The organism is Pseudomonas oryzihabitans NBRC 102199 (genome assembly GCF_000730625.1).
In the GTDB taxonomy this organism is placed as follows: Bacteria; Pseudomonadota; Gammaproteobacteria; order Pseudomonadales; family Pseudomonadaceae; genus Chryseomonas; species Chryseomonas oryzihabitans.
This window is the reverse complement of the sequence record NZ_BBIT01000014.1, coordinates 145,068-161,391: the sequence shown is the minus strand read 5'-3', so window position 1 is coordinate 161,391 and position 16,324 is coordinate 145,068. Positions and strand designations below refer to the sequence as shown.

Here is a 16,324-nt window from a genome sequence, read left to right as displayed (position 1 = left end):
TCATGTCATCTAGCCTTAGATATGCTATCAGCTCATTTCTTTTCTTCTTGGCCTGGACAATACCCTACCACTATTATCCATGGGTATCCGCCTCACAAGACCTACTAGCATTCCTGGCTTTAATCATAATTTTAAAAATAAAGCATATAAAAATACTTATAGCCACCATTATAACCCTTCTTACCCTGCTAGCACCTTCAATCACGAAGCTGTATCAAGATCAAACTTTTTTCGGCGACTTGTGGGTATTTTTCGGATACTTATTCGCCTTTTGCCTATCTTATATTACGGGCAGAACCTGGTCACAAGAAGAAAGAAGCGGCTTTATTGATTGGCTTTTCTTCTTTAGCATTGCCGCATCGCTCCTATCTGTTTTCATAGCGATAATGCAATGGTTTAGAGTTGATTATGGAGTCTGGATTGCTTCCATGCCCCCCAACTCCAGACCTTTTGGAAACATGGCACAACCTAACAACCTTGCAACATTGTTATGCCTTGGCTTGGTAGGAATTTATTTCTTCTACGAACAAAAAAAAATTACCACCCAACTCCTCATCACACTAACAACAATATTTATCTTCGGTATCGCACTGACACAATCGAGAACAGCAATAGTAAGCGTATTTTTAATATCACTACTATGGCTATACAAAAGAGACAGCCTAGATAAAAGGATAAAAATATGGCACTTTTCTTTAATTATAATCACACTATTAGGCCTAGCATATGTAATCCCAAGGATTAGCACAGCGCTTTTGTTAAATTCCAGCAGCCTTGCAGAAAGAGCAAGCAGCCTAGAGAGAATCGGAATATATAAGCAATTTGCAATCGCCATATGGGACGGCCCTATATTTGGCTATGGCGCAAATCAAATTGCAGAAGCCCAACTACTAACCGCAAAAAAGTTTAGCGTACCTATACAGGTAGAGTACACTCATAGCTTTGCCTTGGACTTGATGATTTGGTTTGGCCTCATTCCGGGCTTACTTATAATACTCGTTCTATTTTTGCATCTACTCAAAAATACACATGAAAGCAAGTCAAAAGAAAAAATATTTTCATTGCTTGCAATTAATCCAATAATAACTCACTCCCTACTTGAGTACCCCCATGCCTATGCTTTCTTTTTAATACCGCTGGGCTTACTTTTCGGCATCTCTTCCAACCAGCTTAAGCCTGCAAATCAAGAAAGCAGAAAAAACATAGAATGCCTATTCCCCATTGCATGCGTAGTTCTTGTACTCATAACGTGGCATGAATACCTACAAATCGAATCTGATGCGCGGATAATGAGACTTCAGTCAGCTGGCATCGACATCACCAGCGAAGAGCCAACTCCAAAAACCTACCTACTCACCCAGCTGAGTAATTTCATCAAATTCGCAAAAAGTAAAGCACATAGCGAAATGACAGAAGAAGAGCTATCGTGGATGAAGAAGGTTAGTTATCGCTATCCTTATCCGCCATGCATTTTTCGCTACAGCATAGCGTTAGCTTTAAATGGGTTTGAGCCAGAATCCCTAGATGCCCTCAAAAATATCAAAAGACTCTATGGACCGGAAAAATATGAAGAGGCCGTAAAAAACCTAAGTCACGTACCTGGCATACCACAAAGAATATTAATTTTAGCAAGAGAGGAAATAGCGCTATAAAGAAAGCCTAGCATAGAGCCATGACAGATCAACGAGTCGCTCAGCCATGTTGAAAAATATATATATAGCAGGCATTACAAACCAAATAATCAAAATTGCTGCAGGACCGTGCCTGCTAATTTCCATCACTCATTATCTATCGATTGAAGACCAAGGTTACTGGTACTTCTTTTTGGGCTTTATCGGCTTCTTCATGCTAGCAGAACTTGGAGTGCTGACAGTGTGCGGAAATTTCAGCGCGCACGAGTCCAAGAATCTGATCTCATCGACCATAAATCAAAGCAATCTAGAAGACCTCAAGGCCGCCGGTGCGATTCTGGCATTTTCGCTTCGATGGATAAGCTCGGCTGGGCTTTTCTACATACTTATCATTGGCATCTTTGGCGCATTTCTAATGACTTTTAGAAGCAGCACCACCCACTGGCAGATCCCGTGGATCATAATAGTTGTATCAGCCTATTTAAACCTCAGGAACCTGACACTCCTGTCATTCATGGAAGGCATTGGTTTTATAACCAAAAGCCAATGGACAAAGTGCGCCGGAACCTTAACTTATTTACTTACTACATTAGCGCTACTGATTAGCGGAATGGGCATACTTGCACTGGCCCTAGGCTATTTAACAGGAGCTGCAATCACCAGCGTACTTATAAAAAAAAATTTTGGTCGCATAAGCTCAAAACTATTACTAGCAAAACCCAAAGAAAAGAAAATAAATCAAAAGCTATCGGAAATAACTGGAAAATCAGCACTGTGCTCTATTGGAGGATGCTTAAGCTTCCAATCGATATCTATAATCGCATTTTGTTTTTACGACGAAATTGCCGCAGGCCGGATCGGTATAACTCTAGGACTGTTTTCTGTAATGTACGCCTTGTCCTCAACGCTAATAAGCCTTACCATGCCAAAAATAGGAAGACTTTTTAGTGAGGGGAAAAGCCTTGAAGCTCGCAGAATAGCAATAATAGCAACCACTGCCTCGTTACTATCATACCTCTCAGCAAGCACTTTCTTTTTTATAATTATAAATTATCCACAATTTCCATTTATCCAGCTGATCATAGACAGAATGGCTGATAATCAATCGATTTACATAGCCACCCTGTGCTGGATTCCGCAACTAGTAATAAACGGAATAGCAGGGTACGTTAGATCACAAAGAAAAGAACCATTTGCTGCGGTGTCGTTATTCTCAGGAATTTATATAGCAAGCATCAGCACGCTAATAGCCATTCACCTCAACGAGAGCTATCTCTTGGCAGGCCTATTTAGCTCCTACTTATTTACCCTGCCTTGGTTTATTCGAATTCTGGTGATAGAAGAGAAATATAACGGGACGCGACTACCTGCCGATATATCTATAGCTTAATTTAAATCACGGCATCCCGTTCCCTCCAAACGCCCCCACCACCGTCCCCGTACTAAAACTCGCATCCTCCTCCGCCAGCGCAACATACAACCCCGCCAACTCAGCCGGCTGCCCTGCTCTGCCCAGCGGCGTGACCTGGCCGAACTCCTTCATCTGCCCCTCCAGCTGCCCACCAGCAACCTGCAGCGGCGTCCACACCGGACCCGGTGCCACGGCGTTGACTCGAATGCCCTTCTTGGCCAGTTGCTTGGCCATGCCCTTGGTGAGATTGAGGATGGCGGCCTTGGTCGAGGCGTAGTCGATCAGTTCTTCGCCGGGATCGTAGGAATTCACCGAAACGGTATTGATGATGCTGGCGCCCGGCGGCAGGTGCGGGATGGCCGCCTTGCTGAAGCGGAAGACGTGATAGACGTTGGTCTTGAAGGTCCGATCGAATTGCTCGTCGGTAATCTCGAGGATGTCCGCCTTGCTCTGCTGATAGGCGGCATTGTTCACCAGCAGGTCCAGGCCGCCGAGTTGCTGGATGGCCTTGCTCACGACGTCTTCACAGGCCTCCTGGGTACGGATGTCAGCCGGTAGGGTGATGGCTTTGCGGCCGGCTTCCTGGACCAGCTTGACCACCTCCTGAGCGTCGGACTCTTCGGAAGGGTGATAGTTGATGGCCACATCCGCCCCTTCCCGGGCGAAGGCGATGGCCACGGCGCGGCCGATGCCGCTGTCGCCGCCGGTAATGAGGGCCTTGCGTCCGGCCAGACGGCCCGAGCCGTGATAGCTGCTTTCGCCATGGTCAGGACGCGGCTCCATCTTGCTGGTGAGCGCCGGCCATTCCTGGCGCTGCTCCTTGAAAGGCTCGCGCGTGTACTTGGTGCGCGGGTCCTGCAGGGGCTTGGCGGGACGAGTCGCACTGCTGCCTTCCTGGGCGACGGCAGCGCCCGAAGCAGCGGCGGCGAGCCCCACGGCGGAGCCGACGAGCACGTTACGACGGGTGAGGGAGTAATCGGTCATCGAGGCTCTCCGCATGGGCAGCTATCTATTGGCAGGATCATGGGGGCGAAGCTGCGGCAAGGCTGGATCCGCGAAGGTTTAGGTATGACGACTCCCGTAAAGGTTTCCCGAATGCATGCCGCCCTGACCGCTGACCTTCGCGCGCAGAAATCACGTCAGGCCGAGAAGCATTGACGAATCGCGAAATCAGGGGCGGACAGCAGTGCGACACATCGCCACAGGGCTTGGCACAGGCACGACGACCAGGCTTGCACAGCAGATGAGCGAAGACTTATCATTGAAAGCTTCGTGCCGGTGTAGCTCAGTTGGTAGAGCGGCGCATTCGTAATGCGAAGGTCGTAGGTTCGACTCCTATCTCCGGCACCATCCCTCCGCTTCATCCCTCCTCGCTCTTTTCAAAGCCTTCAAGGCCTTAGCCGCCTTGGGCCGTGTCTTTCTGCGCTCCTTTCCGATCTGCACCTTGCGTGCGAGCCGACGGCAAACGCCGGAGCAAACTGGCGGCTCCCTGTCCCTCGGCTACTCTTACCCAGCGCATGACAGTGCCTTACACCGCCTGATTTCGGCTTGCTTGACGGGCGGCAACACCTGAACGGCGGCTGACCAAAGGGTCGAATATCCAGCCCCTCTGTGGCACCATACCGCGCTGCGAAATCCCGCAATTTCTGCAATCCATCAGCCTGCCGCACGGATGCCTGTCCGTTGCGGAGCATGAGGCTGGCGACAGGCACGTTGAGAGAATAACCACGATGAGCCGCTCTACTGAGGTCGTGAGATGAAACTAACGAAGTATCTAAAACCAACCGGTTGGCTTCTGGCCGGTGCCGCCGCGCTGCTGCTCAGCGGGTGCGACGCCGTGCTGCTGGATCCGAAAGGCTCCATCGGCGTGCAAGAACGCAACCTCATCTACACAGCGTTCGGCCTCATGCTGATCGTGGTGATCCCGGTCATCGTGATGACCTTCCTGTTCGCCTGGAAGTACCGCGCTACCAACAAGGAAGCCAAGTACACCCCGAACTGGGCTCACTCCTACAAGATCGAAGCCGTGGTCTGGCTGGTCCCCCTGGCCATCGTGGTGTTCCTGAGCATCCTGAACTGGAAGACTTCCCACGAGCTGGATCCCTTCAAGCCGCTCGACCATTCCGAGCAGCCGCTGGTGATCGAAGCGGTCTCGATGGACTGGAAATGGCTGTTCATCTATCCCGAGCAAGGCATCGCTTCGGTGAACGAGATCGCCATCCCGGTGAATCGTCCGGTGCAGTTCAAGATCACCTCCGAGTCGGTCATGAACACCCTGTCGATCCCGGCCCTGGGCGGCATGATCTACGCCATGTCCGGCATGCAGAGCCAGCTGCACCTGATCGCCGATCATCCCGGCGAATTCGAAGGTCGCTCGGCCAACTACAGCGGCGCCGGCTTCTCCGACATGATCTTTGCCGTGCACGCGGTACCCACCGCCGGTGATTTCGACGCCTGGGTAAACAAGGTCAAGCAGTCGGGTGGCAAGACCCTGGACCAGGCGAGCTACACCGAGCTGGCCAAGCCCAGCGAGAAGCAGCCGGTCGCCTACTACTCGACGGTCGAGCCGGATCTGTTCAGAACGGTCATCAAGAAGTTCATGAAGTCCGACTTCAGCAAGCAGACCGATCACGTGATGGACATGAGCCAGCACGGCGGTCAACACGGTACCGAGGAATAAGTCATGTTCGGTAAATTAACTCTCGCGGATATTCCGTATCACGAGCCGATCATTCTTGTAACGTTCATCGTGGTCGCCCTGGGCGGCCTGGGACTGGTGGGAGCGATCAGCTACTTCGGCAAGTGGGGCTACCTCTGGAAAGAGTGGCTGACCACCGTCGACCACAAGAAGATCGGCGTGATGTACTTCATCGTCGCCCTGATCATGCTGCTCCGTGGCTTCTCCGACGCCATCCTGATGCGTAGCCAGCAGGCCATCGCCTCCGGCGGGGCCGAGGGCTACCTGCCACCCCATCACTACGACCAGATCTTCACCGCCCACGGCGTGATCATGATCTTCTTCGTGGCGATGCCGTTCGTGGCCGGCCTGATGAACGTGGTGACCCCGCTGCAGATCGGTGCCCGCGACGTGGCCTTCCCCTTCCTGAACTCGCTGAGCTTCTGGCTGTTCGTGGCCGGTGCCGTGCTGATCATGATGTCGCTGTTCGTGGGCGAATTCGCCGCGACCGGCTGGGTGGCCTATCCGCCGCTGTCAGGCATCCAGTACAGTCCGGGCGTAGGGATGGACTACTACATCTGGGCCCTTCAGCTCTCCGGTATCGGGACGACCCTGACCGGCGTCAACTTCTTCGTGACCGTGCTGAAGATGCGTACCAAGGGCATGACCCTGATGCGCATGCCGATCTTCACCTGGACCTCCTGGTGTACTGCCATCCTGATCATGGCAGCCTTCCCGATCCTGACCGTGACCCTGGCGCTGCTGACCCTGGACCGTTACCTGGGCTTCCACTTCTTTACCGCGGAAGCCGGCGGCAACCAGATGATGTACACCAACCTGATCTGGGCCTGGGGCCACCCCGAGGTATACATCCTGATCCTGCCGGCCTTCGGCGTGTTCTCGGAAGTGACCTCCACCTTCAGCAAGAAGCGTCTGTTCGGCTACGTCTCGATGGTCTGGGCAACGGTAGCCATTACCGTGCTGTCCTTCATCGTCTGGCTGCACCACTTCTTCACCATGGGCTCGGGCGCTAACGTCAACGCCTTCTTCGGCATCGCGACCATGATCATTGCGATCCCGACAGGGGTGAAGATCTTCACCTGGCTGTTCACCATGTATCAGGGCCGCATCCAGTTCACCTCGCCGATGCTCTGGACCCTGGGCTTCATCGTGACCTTCAGCATCGGCGGCATGACCGGCGTCCTGCTGGCGGTACCGGGTGCCGACTTCGTGCTGCACAACAGCCTGTTCCTGATCGCCCACTTCCACAACGTGATCATCGGCGGCGCCGTGTTCGGCTACTTCGCCGGCATGATCTACTGGTTCCCGAAGGTCTTCGGCTTCAAGCTGAACGAGAAGCTGAACAAGCAGGCCTTCTGGTGCTGGCTGATCGGCTTCTATGTCGCCTTCATGCCGCTGTACATGCTGGGCTTCATGGGCATGACCCGTCGTCTGAACCACTACGACAACCCCGACTGGCATCCCTTCCTGGTGACCGCCGCCATCGGCGCCGGCATCATTGCCCTGGGCATCCTGAGCCAGCTGTGGATGTTCTACGTCAGTATCCGCGACCGCAACCTGCCGGAGAACGTGGACGTGACGGGCGATCCGTGGGATGGCCGTACCCTGGAATGGTCGACCTCTTCGCCGCCGCCCTTCTACAACTTCGCTGAAGTGCCGGAAGTGCACGACATCGACGCCTACTGGGGCATGAAAGAGAAAGGCATCACCGAGAAGAAGGATGCGGACTACAAGCAGATCCACATGCCGCGCAACACTGGCGCCGGTATCGTGATCAGCCTCTTCGCCCTGATCCTTGGCTTCGCCCTGATCTGGCACATCTGGTGGCTGGCCATCGCCAGCTTCGTGGGCTGCATCGTCACTGCGGTTGTCCGCAGCTACGACGACGACGTCGACTATTACGTACCAGCGGAAGAAGTGGCACGCATCGAAACCGCGCGCATTCAGTCCCTGGCGAAATTGAAGCAGGCCTAACCCAATGGCGAATCAAGTTATGCATAACGAAGTCGCCCATGCCGAGGAGCATGGGCACCACGACGCCGGATCGATGAAGACCTTCGGCTTCTGGTCCTACCTCATGACCGACTGCATTCTGTTCGGGACGCTGTTCGCGACCTATGCAGTCCTGAGCGGGGCCCATGCCGATGGCCCCTCCCAGAAGGACATCTTCGAACTGTCGTTCGTCCTGGTCGAAACCTTCCTGCTGCTGTTCTCCAGTATCACCTACGGCTTCGCCATGATCGCCCAGCATCATGGCAGCAAGGGTGGCGTCCTGGGTTGGCTGGCGGTTACCTGGCTGTTCGGTGCCGGCTTCATCGGCATGGAACTCTATGAGTTCAACCATCTGATCCATGAGGGCTATGGTCCGGATCGCAGTGCCTTCCTGTCCGCGTTCTTCGCCCTGGTCGGTACCCACGGTCTGCACGTGAGCTCGGGTCTGATCTGGATGATCGTGTTGATGCTGCAGATCTCTTCCAAGGGTCTGACCACCACCAACGTGACCCGCCTGTCGTGCCTGAGCCTGTTCTGGCACTTCCTGGACATCATCTGGATCTTCGTCTTCACCATCGTCTATCTGATGGGGGTGCTGTAATGGCGCACGACCATAACGCCCACGGGCATACCGCCGAGAGCCATGGCACTTTCAAGAGCTACATGGTCGGCTTCATCCTGTCGGTCATCCTGACGGTCATTCCCTTCGGCCTGGTGATGTTTCCCACCTTCTCCAAGGGCGCGACCCTGGCGATCGTGGTGATCATGGCGGTGGTACAGCTGCTGGTGCACCTGTACTTCTTCCTGCACCTGAACACCTCCGAAGAGCAGCGTTGGAACGTGATCTCCTTTGGTTTCACCGTGGTCATCGTCGGTATCCTGGTCGTGGGATCCCTGTGGATCATGTACCACATGCACCAGAACATGATGATCCACTGAACCGGGCCGACGTGATGATCAAGAAGTACCTTCTCGTGACGAAGCCGGGCATCATCTTCGGCAACCTGATCTCGGTTGCCGGCGGGTTCTTCCTGGCTTCCAAAGGGAGCATCGACCCGCTGTTGCTGCTGGCGACGGCTATCGGGGTGTCGTTGGTCATTGCTTCCGGCTGTGTGTTCAACAACGTGATCGATATGGACATCGATCAGAAGATGGAAAGAACCCGCAATCGTGCGCTGGTCCAGGGCACGATCTCCTCGAAGGTGGCGCTGGCCTATGCCACCCTCCTCGGCCTGGCCGGGGTGGGTCTGCTGTACGTGGCGACCAATGCGGTCGCCACCGCCTTCGCGGTGATGGGTTTCGTGGTGTACGTAGGGCTCTACAGCCTCTGGCTGAAGCGCACCTCGGTATACGGCACCCTGGTCGGCAGCCTGTCCGGTGCCGCACCGCCGGTGATCGGCTACTGCGCCGCCAGCGGCCAATTCGACAGTGGCGCTGCGGTGCTGCTGCTGATCTTCTGCCTCTGGCAGATGCCGCACTCCTACGCCATTGCCATCTTCCGTCTCAAGGACTACACCGCGGCCTCGATTCCGGTTCTGCCGGTGGCCAAGGGGATCTCGGTGACCAAGCGTCACATCGTCTGGTACACCGTGGCCTTCATGGCCGCCACCCTGCTGCTGACCGTGCTCGGCTACGCCGGCTACGTCTATCTGGCAGTGGCCGCCGTGATCGGGGCCTGGTGGCTACGCCTGGCCTTCATGGGTTATCAGGCCGAGAACGATGTCCAGTGGGCACGCAAGCTGTTCGGGTTCTCCATCATCGCCATCACCGCCCTGAGCGTCATGATGTCGGTGGACTTCCAGATCCCGGGCGACGTGCTGCTGACCTACGCACGCTGAGACGCACCGTTCCATGAAAAAGCCCGGCCCAGTGCCGGGCTTTTTCATGCCTGCGTGAAAGCTGCTGCCGCTAGTCCTGGTTGGTGATGACGCGCCAGGTCTGGCGGCGACTGGCGGGCAGGTCACCCCGCAAGCCATTCGGCGACTTGCCGTCGCTGCCATAGATCGCCGCATCCGCCAGGGTCCCTTCCATGCTGAAAGTGCCATCACCGTAGACGAAGGGCACGATCCCACCGAGCAGACCATCGAGCTGGATACGCCCATAGACCGTATCCGTCCCCAGGTTGAACAGGCCGCTGTTGTTGCCGCCAGTGTAGGGATCCAGAGCATAGAGGTAGGTGGTGACCCCAGCGGTACAGGCGTCGGTGCTGGGAATCAGCGAACTCATCAGCAGGGTGCCGCTGAACAGTTGGGGCTTGTTGATTACCAATTCGCCATTCAAGGGCAGGTTCAGATACCAGCCCTGTTTGCCATTGGTCGCCGTAGTGGCGTCATAGCTGACCGACGTCGTGGAGAGGGTGTTCGCCGTACTGCTGACGCTGGAGCCGGCAGAACTGATGTAGCTGATGCGCTGGTCGGTACCCAGGGTCTGCTGCTGGAGGTTGGCGATCGTCAGTACCGGAGTACTGCTGGCCGCCGCCCCATCGGTCTGGCGATCCCAGATGCCATAGAGCGTCATGGCCTTGCTGGTATTGGCGAGGGCATCGCTGGCCTCGAGGTATTTACCGGTACCAAAGAGCACCAGATGCCCCGTTCCACTGGGATGAGCCACGACTGAAGGACTGGCGGTGATCGGCTGGACCAGATTGGTGGTACCGGGCGCCAGGCTACTAGCCTGGGCGGTATAGAGGGGCCGCCCCCCGAAGGCAACACGGAAGTTGTCTGCTGCGGCCGTTGCGGTCAGGGAGGTGCCGATCAGGTCGAAGCGCCAGAGATTGCCGTGGAGGTCACCGGCATAGGCATAGTCGGCGATCAGGTCGCCATCGACATCGGCCACGAAGGGCGAACTCAGGCCGTTGGGTGTGGCGATGTTATCGCTGGCCGGCAAGGCCTTGATCAGGCTGCCGTCGGCCACGTTCATCACATAGAGCACGGCGTTGTCCTGCGCACTGTTGTAACCGTTGCTGACCACCACTGCCCAACCACCGGTATGCAGCCGGGTGATGATCGGCTGCGCGTAGGTGAAGCCCAGGTCCTTGTAGCTGGCATCCGCGTCCGACTTTTCCCAGAGCAGCGCTGGGGCATTGGGATTGGTGATATCCAGCGCGAAGATGCCCCGCCCTCCCCCGCGCAGCGTGCCGATCAGTACCGTGCGCCAGGCCCCGTTGAAATAGACGTCGCCTACCACTGGCGTGTTGTCGACATAGGACTGATGGCCCCCACCGTTATAGCTGCGCTCGGTCAGTCGATTGAGATTGCCGATGACCGCGCTGGGAACGAAGGCATAGACCTCCTGCCCCTGATCGTTGAAGGCATGCAGCATGCCGTCGTTGGCACCGACATAGATACGTCGCTCACGGGACGCGTTGGTGCTGCGGAACGTCGCGTAGGAGTTGTCGCCGACGGTCGCATTCATCAGAGCGATGGGACTGTTGGGACCGTCCACCACCACCGGAGAGGAATTCACGATATCACCAAGGATATGGCTACGCGGACGGAACGACGGCGTAGCTCCCGGCGCTTCCAGACTGCGATCCCCGCGCAGATAATCCACCCGGCGACTGCCATAGGTGTCGGTGGCACCACCGGCGGTCTTGTTGAGCCTGAGTTGTTGGTCGGCATTCAGATTCGCCCAGGCGAAATCGGTCAAGGCGCCGCCCTTGGCCATGTAGATCTTGCGGGTGCCGAAGCCGGTATTACCCGTAGCGAACCTGCCATCAAGCTGTTGAGCGGCGCTCCAGATCCGCGTCTGGGTGGTACCCGTGCGTTGGTACTTGATGATATCCCCGCTCCAGTCGGCACTGGAAAAGGACGGGGAATAGGTGAAGAGCGCGGTGGTATCCCCTACCCGGGTGGGGGAAACGGTCTGGCTGGCCCCGACGCTGGTGGACTGGGTGATGCGCGTGACGACCTTGCCAAGGGAGTTGATCAGATCACTGGCATTTTCCGCGCTGAAGAACTCGCCGCGCGAATTGATCGCCGCGTGCCAGAGGTCATAGACATTGTTCTGATTGACCGAGTTGTCCGCACCCGCCACCGGCCAGGGCGTAGTACCTGCGGCCAAGCCAGCGTAGCCGCCGGCAAAGGTATCGCCATCCCAATCAGGATTGACCAGCGCACTGCTCAAGCCGATACCCACGTAGAACCCCGTGAGGTGCTGCCAGGTGGCTGGGTCGTTACGCGGATTCCAGTAGGGCGAAAGCGTAGTGGTCCCCCGTACCTCATTGCTGGTCACGGTATTGTAGGGCGGTACCTTGTTGTCGAGACCGGGCTGGGCATCGGTGCGCCAGTAGAGAAAGGCCAGGTCTGCGAGAGTGCTGGCCGTAGTGTCCTGGAACGGTGCCTGTGGTGAGTACTGCTGCCCGTCCGGAAGGGTTGCGGCTGTACCATCGACGTTGCCGGAATTCAGCGCAGAGTTCCAGATACCATCGGTCACCACCAGACTGTAGCTGGCGCGACAGCCGTAGACAGGCGACTCGCTATTACCCGGATCGTACGCATATGGACTGTTGCTACCGCTGGTCTTGAGCAGTTCGCCAACGCGAGCAACCGCCTGGAGCAGCGGCGTGCTCTGGTTGTAATAGACTTCTCCGAGCCAGGTGAAGAAAGCGGCTCGGTGCGCACCGGTAAAGGGTCTCAGCCGATTATCGTAGGCAGTTGAACCGGAGTTGCTGATACCGCGACAGTTGGCATTGGCCGCTACCAGGATGCAACTGTCGCTGGTTCCCAGTGCCTGCCAGCCAAGCCGGAGATTTTCCGACGCATCCGCCAAGGCCAGGTTGGTCGAAGTTTGAGCCGCTAGGGCGCGACTGCGATAGAAGGAATACCAGTTGGCGAAGTTCTGCCTTTCGTCCGTCCCGTTGGGACCGGAAGAGCTGCCGACCAGTACCCGCCGGTAACAGCCCTCGGTCTGCAAGGCGACGGGAAGACAGGTGCTGAGCGTCGTATCGTAGAGATAGTAGTAGGCCTGTACGCCAGTGATGGCAGCAGAAATGTTGGTATTGGCCGTGACCGTGTAGTTGACCGAGGAAACCACCCCAAGCAGTCCATAGTCCACGTTTCGGGTACAGGTAACATTGCTGTAGGTGACCGCCGCCGTATTGGCAATGCTCGCGGTACAGCCACCGTTGAGCGCAGCTCCCGTCAGCAGGCGCTCAAGCAGGGAGGCGTCACTGATACTGACTTGGGCACCGTTGATGTTCTCGGTGAAGCCGGCACCCAACAAGATATTGAGCAGCGTGAGGCTGCCATAGGTCGCGCTTGTTCCACGGTAAGTACCACTACTGAAAAAATCCTGAGACGGGTTCTCCGCCAGCATGCTCGGGCTATTGTTCTGCAGCCCCGGGTTTCCGTAGGCATTACCCCGCGCCACATTGGAATCTGTAGTCACCAAATTAGGGTTATAGCTCCAGCTCACGCGGTAGTCGGTGGCGAGATTGACACTACCCAAGCTCGGTCGATAGCCGTTTACGTAGGCACTGGTAAAGCTGGTCGCCAGTCGCGTACGGGTCAGTCCGCCCGTAGTGCTGTAGCTCACCGCATAGGGCGCCGGATAAGTAATCGCCGGATTGTAGTAGAGGCTATTGAAAGCCGCCGATTTAGCGCGACGGGTTGGTCGGATGGCATCGGTATTCGACGCATCCGGCACAACCGCCATCTGCATGCTGGTGGAGTTATCCAGCGTGACGAACAGATTGGGACCGACACTATTGGTCAGGAACAATGGCTGCTGACTGAGATTCAAGGCCGCGGCCTGCGTCGCAGGTGCGGCCAAGGTTAATAGGAGGGCCAGAGTTCCAATGCCTAATGCAGCCCGACTCATGGCACCTCCAGGGCGACGACGCTCTGCAGAATCACCGGAAAGCGCTTGCCGCGATCCTGGGCCACGGCGGTGATCCGGAACAGGTTGGTGGCGGGCGCCGAGACATCGACCGAACTGCTACCGATGGCTGTCACGACCCAGCGGGGTGTCTGGGCGAAGGAAGCGCTGCCATCGGAGCCGCGGTAGGCAACCGTCCGCGTCGTAGGATCGGTCCCGCTCGCCTGGAGCGCTGCCGCTGCCCAGGTCTGGGTCAGGGCACCGGTATTGAGATCGCTGGCCTTGGTCAGGATGCACAGGTCACCGGTTGGTGGCTTGGCGAAGGCACTGCGTACCGCTGGGACACTTTCCGAACAGCTGGCAAAGCCGGCACTGAAGGCGGTAAAGGACGGTTGCTGACTGAGGGCCACCAATCGCCGCTCACCTTCGCGTAGCGCCGCCTCTGCGGCATTGAAGGCCTGGGTGTTTTCCAAGGCGGCGCCGCCGCTGCGGGCCTGCAGCAAGGTCTGACGCATGCTGGAGGCGGCCAGTAGCGACAGCAGCAGCAACATCACCAGGGCGATCAGCAAGGTCGCGCCGCGCTGCCTGCCAATGACTGGACTCATAGCGCCAGATTCCTCAGGGTAACGGTGCTCTGCAGTATCTGCATGGGTCGACTGGCGTCCGCGATCTGCAGGCCGGTCAGGGTCTGCCAATTGGCAGCCGTATTACTGGCCACATCGCTGGTTAATGCCTCCGTGGTGCTGAGCAACGCCGCGTAGCGCACGGCCGGTGCATCCGCCTTGGGCGGAATGGACCAGCGAAAATCCTGCAGCCCCTGCACCAGCACCGCACTGCCCTTGCGCGTCAGCGCGCCCCCACGCTCGCTCCAGACGGTGCAGCTCAGGGTGCCCCCGCCCGGGGTATTGCCCGCGGTGTAGCGCAGCTTGAGCAGCACGTTGCCGCCGGCATTGAGGTTCACCCGCGGGATGGGGTTGCCCAGACAGTCCTGGTCCTTGCTGTCCAATGCGCCCTGATAGCGAATGCAGACGCCGGTGGGCGCATTGGCGCTGTCCGTGGTCGCCGCGAAGGTGGCGCCAGCGGCAAAAGCTGGACAGCTGATGTCATCGGTATCCTTTACCTCACCGACCGCCGGAAAGGCTGCTTGGAGGCTACCCTGATAACGGATTTCCGCGCGGAAGCCGGTCCGTGCCAGTTGCCGGTCGAGCACCTGCAAGGTCAGCTGAGCGTTGTTGCGATTGCCGGTCTGGCCTTGCTGGAAGAGAAAACTGCGCTTGTTGTTGATATAGATCTGCGAGACGCCCAACACCAGAAAGGTACCCACGGTCAGGGCGATCATCATCTCGATGAGTGAAAAACCCTTCTGGCTACGCGACATGATGAGCATGGCCTACAGCTCCGAGCGCAAGGCGTAGTAGCAGACGCCCTTGGGGCAATTCAGCGAATCGTTGCTGACGTCCTGCCAGGCCACCACCACCATCACCGGTGCCACCGCATTGGTCTCGCAGGCACCCAGCGGCGTCGTGTTGCCCGCAGGATCGCTGGACGGCAGTTTCGGTACGCCGGACGCTGGACAGACCGCGAAGCTGCTGGCGATCAAGGCGTCCGTCACGGGTAGCAGCGCCTTTACCTGATTCAGCCAACACCCCAGATCCTGCCCGGCGACCGTTTCCCCGCCTGCAGAGCGATCCCGGGCCAGGCAGGTCTTGCCCGCATCAAGCGCCTTGGTGCGAAAGTTGGTACCAGGCTGCTTGATGTAGGCCCCGTCGATCTTGACCTTGTCGCTCGCCACCACCTGATCGCGGTTGCTGCGCATCAACTCGAGCAGGTCGTTGGCCAGCACCATGGCATTGCTGCGCTGCACCGAATCCTGGGACAGCGCCACACTGCGGGTCTGCAAAGCCACCATGCCCAACACGCCGATGCAGATGATCACCAGACTGACCAGCACCTCGATCATGCTGAACCCACCTTGCCAGCGCTTCATCTAGCTGCACCCCACGGTGCTGGCACGGTTAGGCGCATAGTTGGTCACAGTCAGCACCCCGCCCTGACTGAGAGTGAATTGCTTGCCCTGGGTGAGCGCATTGGTAGCGCAGACGCGAATGGTGGCTTCACCGCTGAGTTTCAGGCTGCCATTGGGTTGGAAGGTCAGACTGGTCAGGGGGGTACCTCCCATGGATCCGGTTCCGTTGACGCCGTTACCCAGTCCCCCGCTGTACTGCCGCAAGACTTCGGCGGTGGGCAGCACTACCGTCTTGACCGTAGTGATCCTCAGCGCGCCCATCCACCCGTTGGCATCCTCCGGATCCGTGGTGACCACGACATTCACACCGCGACTCATGGCTTCGCTGCGCGCGTAATAGAGGGCGCGCTGCAATTCCCCCGCTGCCGCCTGGACACGGTTGCTTTGCACCAGGCTCGCGAAGCCAGGCGCCGCCAGCGCCGTGACGATGCCCAGCAACGCTATGACGACCAGGACCTCGATGAGCGTAAAACCCGAGAGGCGCTTCGACTGCATCCGCACCGCCTGAAAACCCGTGACTTCACCTGATAGTAGTAAGGGCTCAGGCAGTCGCTATGACCGGCTATCGCTTCGATAGGCGCGGGTAACCACCTGGATCAAGGCGTTCGCCGGAGATGGGCGAAATAGAGCGCGGCGGGCAGAAGCGAGGGTGGCAGACCGGAACACGCCTTGTCCCAGGATCTGCTTGAAGCAGCGGCATTTGAGGGAGCAACTCGGCCTGAGCCCTGGCGGGATGCGCGCCTCACAAG

At 57.4% G+C, this 16,324-nt stretch carries 13 protein-coding genes and 1 tRNA gene; 8 read left to right on the top strand and 6 right to left on the bottom strand.

Annotated elements, in window-relative coordinates; genetic code table 11:
* Positions 1–2 precede the first annotated feature (2 nt).
* Both POR01S_RS23465 and POR01S_RS23710 read left to right on the top strand, forming a co-directional pair.
* Complete coding sequence (locus POR01S_RS23465; protein WP_162180674.1) at positions 3–1,652, top strand: PglL family O-oligosaccharyltransferase; 1,650 nt, start codon at positions 3–5, stop codon at positions 1,650–1,652.
* 46 nt (positions 1,653–1,698) lie between these two features.
* Positions 1,699–3,021 carry a hypothetical protein gene (locus POR01S_RS23710; protein ID WP_156045032.1) on the top strand — a complete coding sequence of 441 codons (1,323 nt, stop codon included), beginning with the start codon at positions 1,699–1,701 and terminating at the stop codon, positions 3,019–3,021.
* A gap of 6 nt (positions 3,022–3,027) precedes the next feature.
* Here POR01S_RS23710 and POR01S_RS16475 read toward each other — a convergent pair whose 3' ends face one another.
* Positions 3,028–4,026: an SDR family oxidoreductase gene (locus tag POR01S_RS16475; protein WP_042137099.1), complete on the bottom strand. Its 999-nt coding sequence runs from the start codon at positions 4,024–4,026 to the stop codon at positions 3,028–3,030.
* Between the two features lie 290 nt (positions 4,027–4,316).
* Between POR01S_RS16475 and POR01S_RS16470 the strand changes: the two genes are divergently transcribed.
* The 6 genes from POR01S_RS16470 (at position 4,317) to cyoE (ending at position 9,570) form a co-directional block, all read left to right on the top strand.
* A tRNA-Thr gene (locus POR01S_RS16470) sits at positions 4,317–4,392 on the top strand.
* Positions 4,393–4,798: 406 nt separating this feature from the next.
* Positions 4,799–5,722 (top strand): ubiquinol oxidase subunit II, encoded by a 924-nt coding sequence (gene cyoA, locus POR01S_RS16465; protein WP_007160924.1) that lies wholly within the window; start codon positions 4,799–4,801, stop codon positions 5,720–5,722.
* 3 nt (positions 5,723–5,725) lie between these two features.
* The gene (cyoB, locus tag POR01S_RS16460) at positions 5,726–7,714 is read left to right on the top strand and encodes a cytochrome o ubiquinol oxidase subunit I (RefSeq protein ID WP_007160923.1); all 1,989 of its coding nucleotides are present in this window, start codon (positions 5,726–5,728) and stop codon (positions 7,712–7,714) included.
* A gap of 4 nt (positions 7,715–7,718) precedes the next feature.
* Positions 7,719–8,333, top strand: coding sequence for a cytochrome o ubiquinol oxidase subunit III (locus POR01S_RS16455; protein WP_027600197.1), 615 nt, complete (start codon positions 7,719–7,721; stop codon positions 8,331–8,333).
* Complete coding sequence (gene cyoD, locus POR01S_RS16450) at positions 8,333–8,671, top strand: cytochrome o ubiquinol oxidase subunit IV (RefSeq protein WP_007160921.1); 339 nt, start codon at positions 8,333–8,335, stop codon at positions 8,669–8,671. The genes POR01S_RS16455 and cyoD overlap by 1 nt, the downstream gene beginning before the upstream one ends.
* An 11-nt stretch (positions 8,672–8,682) precedes the next feature.
* Positions 8,683–9,570, top strand: coding sequence for a heme o synthase (gene cyoE / locus POR01S_RS16445; RefSeq protein ID WP_223855368.1), 888 nt, complete (start codon positions 8,683–8,685; stop codon positions 9,568–9,570).
* A gap of 70 nt (positions 9,571–9,640) precedes the next feature.
* Here the strand turns inward: cyoE and POR01S_RS23890 are convergent, their stop codons facing one another.
* Genes POR01S_RS23890 through POR01S_RS16420 form a run of 5 tightly spaced genes read right to left on the bottom strand, consistent with a single transcriptional unit; the run spans position 9,641 to position 16,070 of the window.
* Complete coding sequence (locus POR01S_RS23890) at positions 9,641–13,552, bottom strand: pilus assembly protein (protein ID WP_255211836.1); 3,912 nt, start codon at positions 13,550–13,552, stop codon at positions 9,641–9,643.
* Positions 13,549–14,154: a pilus assembly PilX family protein gene (locus tag POR01S_RS16435; RefSeq protein ID WP_042137095.1), complete on the bottom strand. Its 606-nt coding sequence runs from the start codon at positions 14,152–14,154 to the stop codon at positions 13,549–13,551. The genes POR01S_RS23890 and POR01S_RS16435 overlap by 4 nt, the downstream gene beginning before the upstream one ends.
* A complete protein-coding gene (locus POR01S_RS16430) occupies positions 14,151–14,936 on the bottom strand; it encodes a PilW family protein (RefSeq protein ID WP_027600846.1) in 786 nt (261 codons plus the stop codon). Before POR01S_RS16430 ends, POR01S_RS16435 begins: the two co-directional genes overlap by 4 nt.
* Before the next feature lie 3 nt (positions 14,937–14,939).
* Positions 14,940–15,536: a type IV pilus modification protein PilV gene (gene pilV / locus POR01S_RS16425; RefSeq protein ID WP_042137093.1), complete on the bottom strand. Its 597-nt coding sequence runs from the start codon at positions 15,534–15,536 to the stop codon at positions 14,940–14,942.
* Positions 15,537–16,070 (bottom strand): GspH/FimT family pseudopilin, encoded by a 534-nt coding sequence (locus tag POR01S_RS16420; RefSeq protein ID WP_042137092.1) that lies wholly within the window; start codon positions 16,068–16,070, stop codon positions 15,537–15,539.
* Positions 16,071–16,324: the final 254 nt, after the last annotated feature.